We start from the raw sequence: 16,496 nt of genomic DNA on the forward strand, positions 1-16,496 counted from the left end.
CCTTAAACGCTCCCGCACCAAAAATGGTGCGGGAGCGTTTGTCTTTTGGGCGGCAGGACGTGAGGACGCGTTTGGGCTAGAGGAGGCGGCGCTCGGCGGCCCACTTGGTCAGTTCGTGGCGGCTGGACAGCTGCAGCTTCCGGAGCACGGCCGAGACGTGGGTTTCCACGGTCTTGATGGAAATGAAGAGCTCCTTGGCCACTTCCTTGTAGCTGTAGCCGCGGGCGATCAGCCGCATCACCTCGAGTTCCCGGGCGGAGAGCCTGTCCAGTTCGTCGTCGGCAATGTCGGCCGGGGCGGTGCCGAACGCGTCCAGGACGAAGCCTGCCAGTCGCGGGGAGAAGACAGCGTCGCCGCCGGCAACCCGGAATACTGCGTCGGTGATCTCCGCACCGGAAATGGTCTTCGTAACATAGCCGCGGGCACCGGCGCGGATGACGGCCACAACGTCCTCGGCCGCATCGGAGACGCTCAGGGCAAGAAAACGCGTGGTTCCCAGGAGCGCTGCGGACCCGGTGATGACTTCCCGCCCTCCCCCGCCGCGCCCGCCCGGCAGGTGCACGTCCAGCAGCACGACGTCGGGCCGTGCTGCGGCAATAACTTCGACGGCCTGCTCCACGGTGCCGGCCTCGCCGACCACCACCACGCTCGGGTCCAAGTCAGCTTTGAGGCCCGACCTGAAAATTGCGTGGTCGTCCACGATCACCACCCGCACGGTTCTTCCCGCCGCGCCGGCCCCTGCTGATGTACTCATGACTTTCCTTCCCCGTTGTCCGCGACGTCCGCCGGCAGCCTGAGCCGAACCTCCGTGCCGTCCGGACTGCTGTTGATTGCGGCGTTGCCGCCGTGCCGTTTCATGCGGCCAATGATGGATTCGCGGACGCCCAGCCTGTCGTGCGGGACCGAATTCAGTTCGAAGCCCGGGCCGCGGTCCTTGACGAAGACTTCCGCGCCGCCGTCGGACACCTCGAGGTAGACGGAAACGGGACCACCGCCGTGACGGGCAGCGTTCAGCATGGCCTCGCGGCTTGCCTGGACCAGCGCCTCATGGCCCTCGGTCATCTCCGTGTCGCCCACGGTCACGACGTCGACGGCGTTTCCGAGCCCGTCCTCAACCTCCGCGGCGGCGGCCTTGATCCGGTCCGAGAGCTGGCCGGCGTCTCGGGCTGGGTCCTTGAAGAGCCAGCCCCGCAGCTCACGCTCCTGCGCCCTGGCCAGACGGACGACGTCGTGCTCGTTGCCGGCCCGGCGCTGGATCAGGGCAAGGGTCTGGAGCACGGAGTCGTGCAGGTGGGCGGCGATCTCGGCCCGCTCGGTTTCCCGCACGCGGCCGGCCCGTTCGGTCTCGAGGTCCCGCCAGAACTTCAGGCCCCAGGGCAGCAGCACCAGCGCCACCCCGCCCAGCACGGCCACAGACGCAAGCAGCGCGAGCCAGGTCTGCTGCCATGAGCCCGACCCGGAGACCATGACCAGCACCCCGGCCACCACCAGCGCGAGGCCCGCCGCCAGCCGGGCCCAGCCGCCGGCCTGGTCCGCCTTGGTCTTGTCCACCAGTCCGGCCCGGCGGGTTTCATCCAGCTGCATCCATGCGATTGCGGCACCGCCGAGTATCGCAGCCGCCGGGATCAGTGTGCCGAGGGGAACCTCCACGCCCAGCAGCCTGGCAATCAGGATCGCGGCGACGAGCAGGAGCCCGGCGCCCAAGAGGATCTCCTTGCCGTAGCGCATGCTCCGGATCCGGAACCATGTGCCGGACCCGGGAGCGGCGGCAGGCGAGGGGGCCTGGGAGGCGGTGCCGGCGTCGTACTCCCCCACGGGCGGAGGGACGGACGGAGGAAAAGGAACGACGGCGGCGGCCGGTCCGGGCTGCAAGCTCACGGGCGGCAGGCTCACGGCGGGGGCAATGGGCGACGCCGGCCGGCGGGCATTGCGCTTGGCGTTCTCGTCCGCGGTGGGAACCATGATCCACAGCCACGCGTAGAACGCGAGCCCTGCGCCGCCGGCGAAAGCAGCCACCACCATGCCGATCCGGACCATGCGCACCGGCCAGCCAAGATGGACCGCCAGGCCGGAGCAGACACCGGCGATCACGCGGTCGCTGCTGCGGACCAGAGGTGTGCGGACAGGGGCTGTGGTCATGCATCAATCCAAACACGGATCAGGGTTCCCGGGTCCCGTTGTGAGGGTGAACCCGGGGTAAGTCAGGGACAGCTCAGGGTGTTCCCCAATAGAGGACTGACCAGCATAAACGGCAGTATCGAAGTATGAACTCGCAGAACCCCAACCCCAATGAAGGCCAGCAGCCGGGCACCCCGTCCGAGGGCAGCACCGGCCAGGAATCGGAACTCCCCGCAGGGCCGGAAAAGACCGCGGCGGAAAACACGGAACCGGAAAGCCACACTGCGCCGGAGAATCCCACGGAGCCGCTCTTCCCGTCTCCCGCAAACGGCGCTCCGGCGTATTCCGCTCCCGGCTACGGCCGTGCCGCACAGCCGCTGAACTTCTTCGACTGGATCCGAAGCCACGGCATACACCGGGGACGTGACCGCTGGATCGGCGGCGTCTCGAGCGGCATCGCGGAAAGGATGGGCATCGATCCCCTGATCGTGCGCGGCGTCTTCATCGTGCTGACGCTGTTCGCAGGGATCGGCGTCCTCCTGTACGGCCTCGGCTGGGCTCTGCTGCCGGAGCCTGATGGCCGCATCCACACCCAGGAGGCGGGCGCCGGCCGCTGGAGCACGGGCATGACGGGGGCGCTCATCACCTCGATCATCGGCCTCACCGGCATGGGCGGCGGCTTCTGGGGATGGGGCCACGACGGCTTCGGCTTCTTCTGGGCGCTGTTCTGGATCGGCGGCGTCATCTACCTCATCTACTTCCTGACCCAGCGCAACAAGAACCGCACTGGTGCAACGATGAACGGCACCACCGGCGGCCGGTCGGCCTACGGCTACGCTGGCACCGGCAGCGCACCCGCGGCTGCATCCTCCGCATCTCCGTCCTCCACATCACAGTTCCAGGCGTCCACCTTCGCTGCCGGAAGCCATACGCCCACCCAGCCCTACACGGTGCCGCCGACTCCGGACGCCATCCCGTCCTACAGCTCTGCAACCCCGTACGGCTCCACAGCCCGTTACGGTGGCGGCATCCCGCCACGCCGGCCCGCTCCGGTCCCGACGCCGGCACCCAAGCCGCGGCCGAGCGGCCCGGGCGCGCCAGCAGTGGCCATTACCGCCGGACTGGCGCTGCTGGCGGGCGGCACGCTCAAGGCGCTCGACGCCGGCAACCTGATTGATCTCGGCGACTCGGCCAACGCCGTGGTCTGGGCAGCCGGTGCAGCGGTCCTTGGCCTGGGCATCCTGCTGGCTGGGATGCGCGGCAGGACCTCGGGTGTTCTCGGGTTCTTCGCCGTGGTGGCGCTCATAGTCGGCGGCATCTTCAGCGCCGTGCCCAACGGTGACCGGTTCCGCTTCCAGAATGCGGATTGGAACCCGGCCACCATCGAACAGGCCCGCCAGGGCTTCCAGATCACCGGAGGCCGCGGAACTGCGGACCTGACCGGCCTGAACCTCAACCCGCCGCTGGGCACCGACGTCGTAATTCCCCTCGACGCCACAGCCAGCAATGTGACGGTCGTGATTCCGCGCACCGTGCCGGTGGATGTCCGGGCCGACATGACCCTGGGGAACCTGAACGAGGGCGCGGACAGCCGAAGCGGCATCACTTCCCGGCAAAGCAGCTACAACTCGGACAAGCCCGGGGCCCGGCTGATCCTCCAGATCGACGGCACCGTGAGCAACGTAACCATCCAGGAAGGAAACTGACATGAGCAGTTTTGATCCGTCACAAACAAACCCCGCACCCAAACCGCCCGCCGCGGGCAACAATGAACCCGCCGAAGCGCCCGCACGGGTGGGCACCATCGTCTGGGGACTCGTGGTCCTCGCCCTGGCCGTCCTGATCACCGTCTCCCAGCTGGGGATCGTGGTCCTGAACGGGACATATGTGCTGATCGGCCTGATGATCGGGGCCGGGGCCGCGCTGGTGATCGGCGGGCTGCTCTCGGCACGGAAACGTGACAACAGCACAACAAACGGGAAGTCTTAAGCCATGGAAAAGTTCTACAGCATTGTCAGGGGCATTGGCCTGAAGCGCGGACCCCAGCGCTGGCTGGGCGGCGTGTGCGGCGGAATCGCCGAGAAGCTGAACGTGGACGTGGCATTCGTCCGGATCGGTTTCCTCATCTTTTGCCTGCTGCCGGGCCCGGCCGTCGTGTTCTACCTGGCGGCGTGGCTGATCCTGCCGGACCAGAAAAACTCGATCGCGCTTGAGTCCTTCCTCGAAAAGCGCGGCACAGGCCGGTAGCAACCGCGGGCCGGTATTGAACGCCCCGCCAGCAGCCGCCGTCGTCCGTTTATGCAGTGCCCCCATTCCCACCGGAACGGGGGCACTGTGCCGTCCCGGCCCTTACCCGCCCCGGTGTCCGGGCCCCGGCCCCCGGACCCCCGGGGCTGTAACCGTTTGTGTCCTACCCCACACTCCGCACTAGAATCTCTAATTGAGCTCAGCGTGGCGCTCTGCCCGTAAAACCTTCGAACCAGGATTTGAGCCAAGAAAATGAAAATCGGAATCCTCACCAGCGGCGGCGACTGCCCCGGACTTAACGCGGTTATCCGCGGCGCCGTCCTCAAAGGCATTGCCATCCACGGCCACGAATTCGTGGGGTTCCTCGACGGCTGGCGCGGAGTGGTTGAGGGTGACGTCATCCCCATCCCCCGTACCCTTGTCCGCGGTATTGCCAAGCAGGGCGGCACCATCCTGGGCACGTCCCGCACCAACCCGTTCGAGAACGGCGGCGGCCCGGACGTCATCAAAGCCCACATGGACCGGCTGGGGATCGACGCCATCATCGCCATCGGCGGCGAAGGAACCCTAGCGGCCGCCAAGCGCCTCACCGACGCCGGCCTGAAGATCGTCGGCGTCCCCAAGACCGTTGACAACGACCTCGACGCCACGGACTACACCTTCGGCTTCGACACGGCCGTGCAGATTGCCACCGAGGCCATCGACCGGCTGCGGACAACCGGCGAATCCCACCACCGCTGCATGATCGCCGAGGTCATGGGCCGCCACGTCGGCTGGATCGCCCTGCACGCAGGCATGGCCTCGGGCGCACACGCCATCCTGATCCCGGAGCAGAAGACCAGCATCGAGCAGATCACCAAATGGGTGACCGAGGCCCATGACCGTGGCCGCGCGCCGCTGGTGGTGGTAGCCGAGGGGTTCGTGCCGGAGCACATGGAATCGCCGCACTCCGAACGCGGGCTGGACACCTTCGGCCGGCCGCGCCTGGGCGGGATCGCCGACCAGCTGGCCCCGGAAATCGAAGCCAGGACCGGCATCGAGACCCGCGCCACCATCCTGGGCCACATCCAGCGCGGCGGCGTCCCGTCCGCTTTCGACCGCGTCCTGGCCACCCGGCTGGGCATGGCCGCCGTCGACTCCGTGGTCGAAGGCCGCTGGGGCACCATGGTGTCGCTGAGCGGCACCGACATTGACCACGTGGCGTTCGAAGCCGCACTGGGCAAGCTCAAGACCGTTCCGCAGCACCGCTATGACGAGGCCGCGGTCCTCTTCGGCTAAGCCGGACCACGGCTGCTTCTCTCAGTGCGAACGTACAGTTGTGGCCCCTGATTCTCCGGAGTCAGGGGCCACAACTGTACGTTCGCGCCTGATGGGCGGCAGGGATCGGTAGGCTGGGATCATGAGTCTTGACCCCGGATCCGCCGCCATCATCCAGCTTGCCTGGTCGCGCCGCCTGGGGCTCGACGACGGCGCTTTCGCCAGCGCGCTGGAAACCGGCGAGCGGATCACCAGGGTTGACGACTCCGCGCACTCGGTCGAGTTCGTGCGGCTGTTCGGCAGCTCGGCCCTGGTGGGCCCGCAGTGGGCATTGGATGCCGCGGCAGGCATTTCCGATGAGGAGATGGCCCAGCACGTCACCCTGCTGACCATCACCCGCAGGCACGGCGGCCACGGCAAGGGCTCCGCGGCTCTCTTCTTCGCCGACGACCTGCCGCTGCTGCAGCCCGCGGAGGAGCTGACGGTGTCGCACGGCAACCCTGAGGCCATCGAACTTGAGGGCCTCTGCCCGCCGGATGACGTAAACGAGGTGGGCCTCTCCGACCTCGAGAGCCGGTACACCCTCATGCACGACGACGAGGGGCAGCGCGCCCCGGTTGCCTGCGGCGCCTACTCCGAATGGGAAGGCATCCTGGCCAACATGGGGGTTCTCGTTGCCCCGGAGTGGCGCCGCCGCGGACTGGGATCGCTCGCGGCCTCAGTGGCCGCCCATGAAGCCCTGGCCGCGGGGCTGACGCTGCAGTGGCGCACCGACGTCAGCAACAAGGGCTCGCTGGCCACGGCACGCAGCCTGGGCTTTTCCACCGGCGGCATCCAAACCAGCGTGCTGCTCGGCTAGCCGCCCCCAAGCCGCTAGCGCGTTGTCGCCTCCGCGTCCTGACCGGCGGCGGGCTGCTGCCCGCCCCAGCCCTGGACCGCCTTGGGCCGGGCGAAGAACAGGGCCACCGCGGCGCCGAGCACGATCACCGCCGCGGGCAGCATGATCGACTGGCCCATCGCCGTCGAGAAGCCGTCATGGAGGGCGGGAGGCAACTGGCCGCCGGCTTCACCACCGCTCCCGGGCGTCCCGCCCGGTGCCGCCGGAAGTTCCGCGGCAAGCCGGGCCTGCATCAGCACGGCGATGGCGGCACTGCCGAGGACGGCACCCATCTGCCGCGTGGTGTTGTACACGCCGGCGCCGGCACCCGCCTGGCGTGGCGGCAGGTTGCGGGTGGCCGTTGAACTCAGGGGCGCCCAGATGCCTGCGTTCGCGAAGCCGAGCACCGCGCTGGGCAGGAGGAACAGCCACACCGGCGTGTCCGGATGCATGAGTGCTGAATTCCAGAACAGCGCCACCGCCATGAGGAGCAGGCCGGTGGACGTTATGTATTTCGGGTTCACGCGATCGATGATCCTGCCCACCAGGGGGGCCAGACCGCCGGAAATCAGCGCCATCGGCACCATCATGAGGGCCGACTGCGTCGGCGTCATGCCGCGTACCATCTGGTAGTAGAAGATCAGCGGCAGGCCGAAGGCCGTGACCGTGAAGCCCACCGTGGTGATCCCGATGTTGGCCAGCGAGAAATTGCGGTCCTTGAAGAGACCCAGCGGGAGCAGCGGTTCACCTTTATTAACCGCCTGCCAACCGACGAATAGCGCCAGCACTACGATTCCGCTGATTATCAGGCCCCAGACTGTCACCGGACCGGTTATGGTTCCCCAGTTGTAGGTTTCGCCTTCCTGAAGACCAAAGACGAGGAGGAAAAGCCCGACGGCGCTCAGCACCACGCCGGGGATGTCGAACCTGTGCGGGTGGGTGGTCAGGGACGGCACCAGGCGCCAGGCGAGGATGAAGCCAACGATCCCGATGGGGACATTGATGAAGAAGATCCATTCCCAGCCAAACCCGTCCACCAGCACCCCACCGAGGATCGGGCCCACCAGCGTGGCCACGCCGGCAGTGGCACCCCACAGCCCCATGGCAGCGCCGCGCCGGTCCGGCGGGAAAATGCGCGTGATCACGGCCATGGTCTGCGGGGTCATCAGCGCTGCGCCGAGTCCCTGGAGAACGCGCGCAGCGATCAACATCTGGACGTTGCCGGAGAGCCCGCACCAGAGCGACGCGAGCGTGAAGACGACGAGCCCGGACAGGTAGAGCCGCTTGGGCCCGAACCTGTCGCCGAGCCTGCCGGTGATCAGCAATGGCACGGCATAGGCCAGCAGATACGCGCTGGTGACCCAGATGACGGCGTTGATGTCCGTATCCAGCCCCTCCATGATGCGCGGGTTTGCCACCGAAACGATCGTGGTGTCGATCAGGATCATGAAGAACCCGATGACGAGGGACCAGAGTGCAGGCCAGGGCCTGTTGACGTTCTCCAAAAGCTCAGCCCAGCAATTCCAGGATGTCGGCGCGGGCGAACATCTGGGCGGCGGCACGCGCGGAGGGGGTGCCGGCGTCGGGATCTGCTCCCGCGTCAAGCAGCACCCGGGCGACGTCCGAGTAGCCCTTGAAAACGGCGCCGGCCAGCGGGGTCTGCCCGCGGTCGTTGGCAGCGTTGGCGTCACCGCCGTGGTGCAGGATCAGTTGCACGGTCTCGGCAAAGCCGTGGTACGCGGCGAGCATGAGCAGCGAGTCGCCCGCGGAGTTGGTCAGCGTGGCCGGCGCGCCGGCGTTGAGGTAGCTGCGCAGCAGCTCGGTCTCGCCATTGCGGGCGGCATCGAAGAGGGTATGCGCCAGGGCGAGGGTTTCCTCATCCGGCTGCTGCGGAGCCTGGTCCCCGGGCGCGGTGGAGTCTGTCATTTGTGGGTCCCCCTCAGGAATCCTGTCTGCCTTCCGACCACCTGGCCGGCGTCGGGCGCCACGATCACTTCCTGCGCGGCTGTGTACGGTTCGTCCCCGTCCATTACCGTCAGTATTTCATCCGGGGCGACCGAACGCTTGATGACTGCCAGCGCGATGGGGCCCATCTCGTAGTGCTGCGCCACAGACGTCACGGCGCCAACCTTGCGCTCCCCCACCCGGACCTCGCTGCCGGCGGCCGGCAAGGTGTGCTGGGAACCGTCGAGCTGCAGGAACACCAGGCGCCGCGGCGGGTGGCCAAGGTTGTGCACGCGCGCGATCGTCTCCTGGCCTTTGTAGCAGCCCTTGGCCAGGTGCACGGCGGTGCGCAGCAGGTCCAGTTCATGCGGAATGGTTTTGTCGTCCGTTTCGGCGCCAAGCCGCGGACGCCAGGCAGCCACGCGCAGGGCTTCGGCGGAGAGGACACCCGCGAGCTTGCGGTCCCCCACCGTCTGCTCGAGCTCCGCCGCGGGCACCAGATATTCGAACCACGGGCGTTCGGCGCCCGGGTGCGTGTCCTCGGGGACCACGGAGTAGGCGTACCCTCCCGCCCCGACGTGCGGCCAAGGGTCCTGCCACACCTGCAGGCCAGCCCATTCAGGCACGGCCTTGGTGGATCCCACCACTGCCCAGCCGGCCGACACGTCCGCCACCTCGACCCGGAGCATGAATTTCATCCTGGTCAGCCACTCGGCCAGGGGACCCGCTTCGGCCGCCTCGACGATCAGCCAGGTGGTCCCGCCGTCGTCCACCACGCGCGCGTCGAATTCAATGCGGCCGTGCACACTCAGGAGCAGCAGCTCGCTGGACTCACCGGGCTGGAGATTCGTGACCTGCTGGGAGGACAGCGTGTTAAGCCAGCTCAGGCGGTCCGGTCCGGTGACCGTCACCACGCCGCGGTGGGAAAGATCGACGACGGCGGTCCCGGCAGCGAGGGCGCGCTGCTCCCGCAGCGGTTCGCCGTAGTGGGACGCGACGCCGGCGTCGGCGCCGCCCGCTTCAACGGCGCCAGGGCGCGACAGCAGAGGGCTCTTGGTAGTCATATGAAGGGGAACGTCCTTGGCTGGGAGGGTATTCCGGCCACCTAGCGGTACTCCGGGTTTTCGAAACCAAACTTGGTTCCGGCCTTCCATTCTTCCGGAAGGTTGCCATAGGCGGGAATTCCGCCGGCATCCTTGAGCGTCCGTGCCAGATGCAGGAGATTCCACGTCATGAACGTGGTGTTCCGGTTCGTAAAGTCGCTCTCCGGACCGCCCGAACCCTCATCCAGGTAGCTGGGTCCCGGCCCGACGGGGCCGATCCAGCCCGCGTCGGCCTGCGGCGGGATGCTGAAGCCGATGTGCTGCAGGCTGTAGAGGACGTTCATGGAACAGTGCTTGATGCCGTCCTCGTTGCCGGTGATCAGGCAGCCGCCCACCTTCGGGTAGAAGGCCCACTGGCCCTTATCGTTGAGCTGCCCCGAATGGGCGTAGAGCCGTTCGATGAGCTTCTTGGTCTGCGAGGAGTTGTCCCCCAGCCAGATGGGTCCGGCCACCACCACGATGTCCGCGTCCCTGACGGCCGGGTACAGTTCCGGCCATTCATCGGTTGCCCAGCCGTGCTCGCGCATGTCCGGGTACACGCCGCTGGCGATGTCGTGGTCGACGGTCCGGATGACCCGGGTGGCCACGCCCTGCTTCTCCATGATCAGCCGGCTCACTGTGATCAGGCCCTCGGTATTGCTCGTCTCCGGCGAACGCTTGAGCGTGCCGTTGAAGTACAGGGCTTTGAGGTCGCTGTAGTCAGCCGGGGGCTGGGACTCATCCATCGGACACTCCATCGGGTTGCTGCGGACTCAGGCATGGAGACCTGAGGCCAAAGTAGCCGAAAGGAGCGCCGCCGAACAGGGTTTCGGAGCAGCGGGGTTGGCCCCGCGGTCAGGTGACCTTATTAAGGAACGCCGAGGCGTGTGCCTCCAGGCCATTGCCCGGTTCCGCAGCCCCAGCGCTTCCCGACGGGCTGCCGGTAGCGACGTCCCACCGCCAGAGCAGGTTGCCCTCGACCAGCCCGAAGATCCGGGTGGCCGCACTGTAGTCCTTGGAGTGGCTGCCACGCATCACCATGTCGGTGCTGAGCTGGATCTGCGGACCCTTGATCTGCCCGTAGTACAGCTCCGAGATTCCACCCGGGTGGCTGATCGACACCGAGATGTCGAAACCGCCATCCTTGTTGCGGAGGGCCTCAACCTCGTCGGCGCTTTTCAGCACTGGCACGATGTCCCCGGGAACCAGGCCGGGGCCGCTGTCGGCCTCCAACTGTTTGCGCTCCAGGGCCCAAAATCCGGTCTCAACTGTGAGCGGCCGGAGCTTGGTGCCGTCCTCGTCGGTCAGCCAGCTTTCCGCACGGTATTGCAGGTACGGCAGACCGTTGTGGGTGAAGGAAACATGCTGCAGAAAGTGCTCTGAACTTTCATCACCGGCCCCGAGCCGGCCACGGCCCTCCCACTCACCGATGAGCCAGGACAGGGGAACCAGTTCGGGGGTCAGGTCTGTAGGAATTTCAATAGGCACAGCCGCTACCTCTCGAAACTGCTGAGCAGGGGTTTACCGCTGTCCTTTGAACAGCCGGTAGACAACAAAACCGGCAAACCAGGCCATGGAAAGGCTGGCAACGCCGAGCAGGACAAGGAAGAAGATTTCAAATGCAAGTACGGACATGATGCCATCCTAACCCGTCAGGAGATGAGTAGTTTGTCTATGAAGTAGGCGAGCGATCCGACCGCCGAAATCGGCGCCAGGCCCATTCCCAAAGCGGCCGGAAAGTTCAGCGGAGCACCCCGGAGAGTCACGAGCCGGCGGAAACTGACCAGGACCGCCCCGACCACCACACCGAACACGGCCGCGGGCAAAACGGCGATGTCGGAGAACACCAGGCCGGCGAGCGGCCCGGCTAGTCCGGCCAGGGTGATGCCCAGGGGCGCAATGATCCGGTCCGGCCACCGGATGAGGCCGGCGAACAGCGCGACGGCGGCACTGATGCCGGCCACCAGCACCATCTCCTTGACACCGTTGAACCGGGCGCTGGCGATCCATCCGGAGCCCAGGCAGGAGAGGAGGACGCCCACGCTGCAGCCGAGTGTCGACTCGAGGCGCTGCGCCTGGCCGGTGCCGCGGACCAGCTGGACAAGGAACACGGCGGTGACGCCCAGGGCAATGAAGCCGGGCGTCCAGTTGAGGTAGCCCGGGGCGGCGGCGAAGGTGGCAGCAAGGGCCGAGCCGGCCCCTGACAGTCCGATCACGGCCGCGAGGGTTTTCTTGGCCGGGATTCCCAGGTAGTGGGGCCAGCCGACGCCGATCCCCAGGGCAAAAAGCACGGCAACCGCGAGGAGGACGTCCGGAGTCCGGAAGACGCTGGCCACCAGCGTGGCCAGGCCCGCCAGGCCAACGACTCCAATGCTCCATGACTGGAGCGTCCGGCCCGCAGCGACAGGAGCGCTGACCTCGGGGGCAGGCCGTGGCGTACTCATCTCGGACTCTGCACTCAAATCTGCTGCGACCTCATCCTGGCTGTGCCGTTGACGGGCAGGGGCTCGGCCCCCTGACGGTTTCAATCCTGCCCTATGTGACCGCCATATGTCGTAAACAAGGCGCGCGGGTACGCCTCATCCGTGTCCGTCAGGGAGCCGTTGGGTATACTCAGACATCAGCTCAGTCGCCCAACGATGCGCGGACAGCCCCTTGGAGGAATAATGTCGCACATCCTGTTACTGACCAACAGCACCGGGTCATCGGTGGACATTCTGCCTGCCCTGGAGCTCCTGAACCACCGGGTGCACATCCTTCCCGCCGAGCCCACCGCCCTACTCGAGACAGATCCCTGCGACATCGTCCTCCTGGACGCGCGCAAAGACCTCGTGGGCGCCCGCTCCCTGACCCAACTCCTGAAGGCCACCGGACTCAGCGCACCTCTGGTGCTGATCCTCACCGAGGGCGGCATGGCGGCCGTTTCCTCAGCCTGGGCCGTCGATGACATCGTGCTCGACTCGGCCGGCCCCGCCGAGGTGGAGGCACGAATCCGCCTCTCTGTCGCCCGGGCTGTACCAGAGCAGGACGAGGCTCCCTCCGAGATCCGGGCTGCCGGCGTCGTTATTGACGAGGCGAGCTACACGGCGCGCGTCAACGGTGCGGCACTGAACCTGACCTTCAAAGAATTCGAACTCCTGAAGTACCTGGCGCAGCACCCCGGCCGGGTATTCACCCGGCAACAGCTCCTCACCGAAGTCTGGGGCTACGACTACTACGGCGGCACCCGGACCGTGGACGTCCACGTCCGGCGGCTGCGCGCCAAGCTGGGCGCCGACCACGAGAACCTGATCAGCACGGTGCGCAACGTGGGCTACCGGCTCACGCTAATCCGCCAGCAGGAGGACGAACTCACCGAGGCGTAGGCCTCAGGCGGACCCCCTCTGCGGCCGCAGAGTGCCTCTACCCCGGCACAACCTCAGCAGAAATACAGAATGGCCCGGCTCACCAGAGCCGGGCCATTCTGCGTTTCTACTTATGAGTGGAGGACATACGGGTCGAACGTATCGAGGCCACCCCAGTGGTGGATCCCCCTCGCAACCTGCCATGAATGCCGGCTGAGGTAACGACTATACGGGGCGCCACGGCCTGTTCCAAATCGGGCGTGCGCGGGTCGCGTCCGTATAGCCTTACAGCATGAGTCCTGCGCACCCGGAGAACTGGCCCGTCCTTGTCATCAAGGGCGGGGTGGATGAAGAGCAGCTGCGGGATGTCCGCGCCCTGCTCGCCGCCGCCGAGGAATCGGACGGCAATCCGCCCATTTCCGAACAGACCCTCGTGACCATGCGCGCGGCTGACACAGGCCCGCACACGCTGCTGACCCTTGCCCTCTACGCCCCGGATGAGAGGTCGGACCCCGCCACGGCACAGGACCTGGCCGGCTTCGCCGTGGTCGTCGAGGAGCCGGACGGGACAGGCGTGCTGGAAATCGCAGTGCACCCCAGCTATCGGAACCAGGGCGTGGCAGACCGGCTGGCCAGCACGCTCAAGTCGTCGCGCGGTCTCGACGGGCTCAGGGCCTGGTCGCACGGCAACCATGAGGCCGCCGCGGACCTGGCCGCCCGGTACGGCTATGGCCCGGTTCGGGAACTGTGGAAGATGCGGCTCACCACCGCCGCCGCTGACCTGCCCGACGTCGGTCTTCCGGACGGCGTCTCGATCCGCGCCTTCGTGCCGGGCCAGGACGAAGAGGCCTGGCTCGTGGCCAACCGTGAAGCGTTCGCGCACCACCCGGAGCAAGGATCCCTGACCAGGGCCGACCTGCAGGCCCGGATGGAAGAACCCTGGTTCGACCCCGCCGGTTTCCTGCTGGCCGAGGGCCGGGACGGGCGGCTCCTGGGCTACCACTGGACCAAAGTGCATCCACGGCACGGGACACACCCTGCCATCGGCGAGGTGTACGTGGTGGGCGTTACTCCGGCCGCCCAGGGCATGGGCCTGGGCAAGGCGCTGACCATCGCCGGGATCCGGCACCTCCAGCAGCAGGGCCTGCACGCCGTCATGTTGTACACGGATGCGGACAACACTCCGGCTGTCTCGCTGTACCGGCGACTGGGCTTCACACGCTGGGACATGGACGTGATGTACGGGCCGGTTGAGGGGCGTTAACCGGCTCTTTGACGCTTGGTCCGGCCGTCCCGAAATCTTCGGGTCCCGGACCCGTGAATGCTTGTAAGGTTGAAAATAAACCCGCCAGTACTCAAGGAGAGCGCATGCAACCGGAATCCGCCGGAACAGCCACCACCGAAATCAAGGCTGCCCCTGCGCGCGCCCGGTTCGGCTCCTCCGAAGTGCCGGCCTCCCGCGCCACGCAGGACCGGATCGATATCCCTGAGTTCGCTGCCATCCTGGAGCCGGACGGGGAGATCAGCCCGGACCGGTTCCTGGACCGCGAGCTGAGCTGGCTAGCGTTCAACGCCCGGGTTCTCGAATTGGCAGAAGACCCCGATCTGTACCTGCTGGAGCGCGTCAACTTCCTCTCGATCTTCGCCTCCAACCTCGACGAATTCTTCATGGTCCGCGTGGCCGGCCTGAAGCGCCGCATCGCCACCGGGCTGGCCGTCCCCTCCCCGGCCGGGCTAAGCCCCGTCCAGGTCCTGGAACAGATCGGCGAGGCAGCCCACCGCCTGCAGCAGCGGCATGCCCAGGTCTACGCCGAGCAGATCCGGCCGGCCCTGGCCTATGAGCACATCCACCTCATGCACTGGGACGAGCTCGACGACGAAGCCCGGCACCGGCTCAGCGCCATGTTCGCGGAGAAGGTCTTCCCGATCCTCACCCCGCTGGCCGTGGACCCCGCCCACCCCTTCCCCTACATCTCGGGCCTTTCCCTGAACCTGGCCGTGGTGGTCCGGAACCCGGTCAGTGACAAGGAGCTGTTCGCCCGCGTCAAGGTGCCGGACCAGCTGCCCCGCCTGATCTCCATCGATGGCCCCCGGGCCGGCTCGGTGCCCGGCCGCGTGGCACGGTTCATCGCCCTCGAGGAAGTCATCGCCGTCCACCTGGACCAGCTTTTCGCCGGCATGGAGGTCCTGGAGCACCACACCTTCCGTGTGACCCGCAACGAGGACGTCGAGGTGGAAGAGGACGACGCCGAGAACCTCCTGCAGGCGCTTGAGAAGGAACTGCTGCGCCGCCGGTTCGGCCCGCCCGTCCGGCTCGAGGTCACCAACGACATCAACCCGAACATCCGCGCACTGCTGATCCGCGAGCTCGGCGTGGACGAGTCCGAGGTCTACTCCGTTCCGGCGCCTCTTGACCTGCGCGGCTTGTCCGTGATCGGCGGCATCGACCGTGCGGACCTGCATTACCCCAAGCACGTGCCCCACACCTCGCGGTACCTGAACGAGTCCGAGACGTCCAAGGCCGCGAACGTCTTCGCCGCGATGCGCCGCCGCGACATCCTGCTGCACCACCCCTATGATTCGTTCTCCACGTCCGTGCAGGCGTTCCTGGAACAGGCGGCGGCGGACCCCAAGGTGCAGGCTATCAAGCAGACCCTGTACCGCACCTCGGGCGACTCCCCCATTGTCGACGCCCTGATCGATGCTGCCGAGGCGGGCAAGCAGGTGCTGGCCCTCGTGGAGATCAAGGCCCGTTTCGACGAGCAGGCGAACATCTCATGGGCCCGCAAGCTGGAGCAGGCCGGCGTCCACGTGGTCTACGGCATCGTGGGCCTGAAGACCCACTGCAAGCTCTCCCTCGTGGTCCGCCAGGAGGTGGACGGGCTGCGCCGCTACTGCCACATAGGAACCGGCAACTACCACCCGCGGACTGCGCGCTACTACGAGGACCTCGGACTCCTGACCGCTAACGAGCAGGTGGGCGAGGACCTGTCCAAGCTGTTCAACCAGCTGTCCGGGTACGCCCCCAAGTCGACCTTCAAGCGGCTCCTGGTGGCCCCGCGGTCCGTGCGTTCGGGACTGATCGACAGGATTGAAACCGAAATCCGCAATGCCCGCGCCGGCATCCCCGCGCGGGTGCAGATCAAGGTGAACTCCATGGTGGATGAGTCCATCATCGATTCCCTGTACCGCGCTTCCCAGGCAGGCGTGAAGGTGGACGTCATTGTCCGCGGCATCTGCTCCCTGCGCCCCGGCATCCCCGGGCTGAGCGAGAACATCACGGTCCGCTCCGTCCTTGGCCGCTTCCTTGAACACTCGCGCGTGTTCGCCTTCAGCAACGGAGGCGACCCCGTCGTGTACATCGGCTCGGCGGACATGATGCACCGCAACCTGGACCGCCGGGTGGAGGCGCTGGTGCAGCTGTCCGGGGGCGAAGATACCGCCTACGTCCTGGACCTGATGCGCCGGTACATGGACCCCGAGACGTCCAGCTGGCACCTGGACAGCGACGGCGAGTGGACCCGCCACCACATCGGCGACGACGGCAGGAAGCTGGACGACGTCCAATCCTGGCTCCTGGCATCACGCTCCCGGCAGCGCGCCGTCGCCCGGCGGTAGGAATCCGGC

At 67.0% G+C, this 16,496-nt stretch carries 16 protein-coding genes; 8 read left to right on the forward strand and 8 right to left on the reverse strand.

From position 1 onward, the window contains the following. Positions 1 to 76: 76 nt before the first annotated feature. Positions 77 to 754, reverse strand: coding sequence for a response regulator transcription factor (locus tag CXZ05_RS16990; RefSeq protein ID WP_102973703.1), 678 nt, complete (start codon positions 752 to 754; stop codon positions 77 to 79). Further along, positions 751 to 2,139 (reverse strand): ATP-binding protein, encoded by a 1,389-nt coding sequence (locus CXZ05_RS16995; RefSeq protein WP_102973704.1) that lies wholly within the window; start codon positions 2,137 to 2,139, stop codon positions 751 to 753. Before CXZ05_RS16995 ends, CXZ05_RS16990 begins: the two co-directional genes overlap by 4 nt. A 125-nt stretch (positions 2,140 to 2,264) precedes the next feature. Between CXZ05_RS16995 and CXZ05_RS17000 the strand changes: the two genes are divergently transcribed. The 5 genes from CXZ05_RS17000 (at position 2,265) to CXZ05_RS17020 (ending at position 6,481) form a co-directional block, all read left to right on the forward strand. Further along, positions 2,265 to 3,824 (forward strand): PspC domain-containing protein, encoded by a 1,560-nt coding sequence (locus tag CXZ05_RS17000; RefSeq protein WP_102973705.1) that lies wholly within the window; start codon positions 2,265 to 2,267, stop codon positions 3,822 to 3,824. A 1-nt stretch (position 3,825) separates the two neighbouring features. Further along, complete coding sequence (locus CXZ05_RS17005; protein WP_102973706.1) at positions 3,826 to 4,107, forward strand: hypothetical protein; 282 nt, start codon at positions 3,826 to 3,828, stop codon at positions 4,105 to 4,107. Positions 4,108 to 4,110: 3 nt separating this feature from the next. Then, complete coding sequence (locus CXZ05_RS17010; protein ID WP_102973707.1) at positions 4,111 to 4,365, forward strand: PspC domain-containing protein; 255 nt, start codon at positions 4,111 to 4,113, stop codon at positions 4,363 to 4,365. A 252-nt stretch (positions 4,366 to 4,617) separates the two neighbouring features. Then, complete coding sequence (locus CXZ05_RS17015; RefSeq protein ID WP_102973708.1) at positions 4,618 to 5,643, forward strand: 6-phosphofructokinase; 1,026 nt, start codon at positions 4,618 to 4,620, stop codon at positions 5,641 to 5,643. A gap of 121 nt (positions 5,644 to 5,764) precedes the next feature. Continuing rightward, complete coding sequence (locus CXZ05_RS17020) at positions 5,765 to 6,481, forward strand: GNAT family N-acetyltransferase (protein WP_102973709.1); 717 nt, start codon at positions 5,765 to 5,767, stop codon at positions 6,479 to 6,481. A gap of 14 nt (positions 6,482 to 6,495) precedes the next feature. On the opposite strand, the gene CXZ05_RS17025 is transcribed toward CXZ05_RS17020, so the two are convergent. The 6 genes from CXZ05_RS17025 to CXZ05_RS17050 all read right to left on the reverse strand — a co-directional run bounded on the left by CXZ05_RS17025 (position 6,496) and on the right by CXZ05_RS17050 (position 11,969). Continuing rightward, entirely contained in the window at positions 6,496 to 8,004 is a 1,509-nt protein-coding gene (locus tag CXZ05_RS17025) for a DHA2 family efflux MFS transporter permease subunit (protein WP_102973710.1), read from the reverse strand. 4 nt (positions 8,005 to 8,008) lie between these two features. Further along, the gene (locus CXZ05_RS17030; protein WP_102973711.1) at positions 8,009 to 8,425 is read right to left on the reverse strand and encodes an ankyrin repeat domain-containing protein; all 417 of its coding nucleotides are present in this window, start codon (positions 8,423 to 8,425) and stop codon (positions 8,009 to 8,011) included. Continuing rightward, entirely contained in the window at positions 8,422 to 9,507 is a 1,086-nt protein-coding gene (locus CXZ05_RS17035; RefSeq protein ID WP_102973712.1) for a folate-binding protein YgfZ, read from the reverse strand. Before CXZ05_RS17035 ends, CXZ05_RS17030 begins: the two co-directional genes overlap by 4 nt. Before the next feature lie 41 nt (positions 9,508 to 9,548). After that, positions 9,549 to 10,271, reverse strand: a complete 723-nt coding sequence (locus CXZ05_RS17040; protein WP_374754669.1) for a flavodoxin family protein — start codon at positions 10,269 to 10,271, stop codon at positions 9,549 to 9,551. Positions 10,272 to 10,380: 109 nt separating this feature from the next. Then, positions 10,381 to 11,013, reverse strand: coding sequence for an FABP family protein (locus CXZ05_RS17045; protein ID WP_102973714.1), 633 nt, complete (start codon positions 11,011 to 11,013; stop codon positions 10,381 to 10,383). Positions 11,014 to 11,177: 164 nt separating this feature from the next. Beyond that, positions 11,178 to 11,969 (reverse strand): permease, encoded by a 792-nt coding sequence (locus CXZ05_RS17050; protein ID WP_102973715.1) that lies wholly within the window; start codon positions 11,967 to 11,969, stop codon positions 11,178 to 11,180. Positions 11,970 to 12,191: 222 nt separating this feature from the next. Here CXZ05_RS17050 and CXZ05_RS17055 point away from each other — a divergent pair, with 222 nt between their 5' ends. The 3 genes from CXZ05_RS17055 to CXZ05_RS17065 all read left to right on the forward strand — a co-directional run bounded on the left by CXZ05_RS17055 (position 12,192) and on the right by CXZ05_RS17065 (position 16,487). Further along, positions 12,192 to 12,890, forward strand: a complete 699-nt coding sequence (locus CXZ05_RS17055) for a response regulator transcription factor (RefSeq protein WP_003803880.1) — start codon at positions 12,192 to 12,194, stop codon at positions 12,888 to 12,890. Positions 12,891 to 13,161: 271 nt separating this feature from the next. Further along, complete coding sequence (gene mshD, locus CXZ05_RS17060) at positions 13,162 to 14,133, forward strand: mycothiol synthase (RefSeq protein ID WP_102973716.1); 972 nt, start codon at positions 13,162 to 13,164, stop codon at positions 14,131 to 14,133. A 104-nt stretch (positions 14,134 to 14,237) separates the two neighbouring features. Further along, on the forward strand, positions 14,238 to 16,487 hold the full coding sequence (locus tag CXZ05_RS17065; protein WP_102973717.1) for an RNA degradosome polyphosphate kinase: 2,250 nt from the start codon (positions 14,238 to 14,240) through the stop codon (positions 16,485 to 16,487). Positions 16,488 to 16,496 lie beyond the last annotated feature (9 nt).

The sequence above is a fragment of the Arthrobacter sp. AFG20 genome (assembly GCF_002892795.1).
GTDB lineage: Bacteria > Actinomycetota > Actinomycetes > Actinomycetales > Micrococcaceae > Arthrobacter.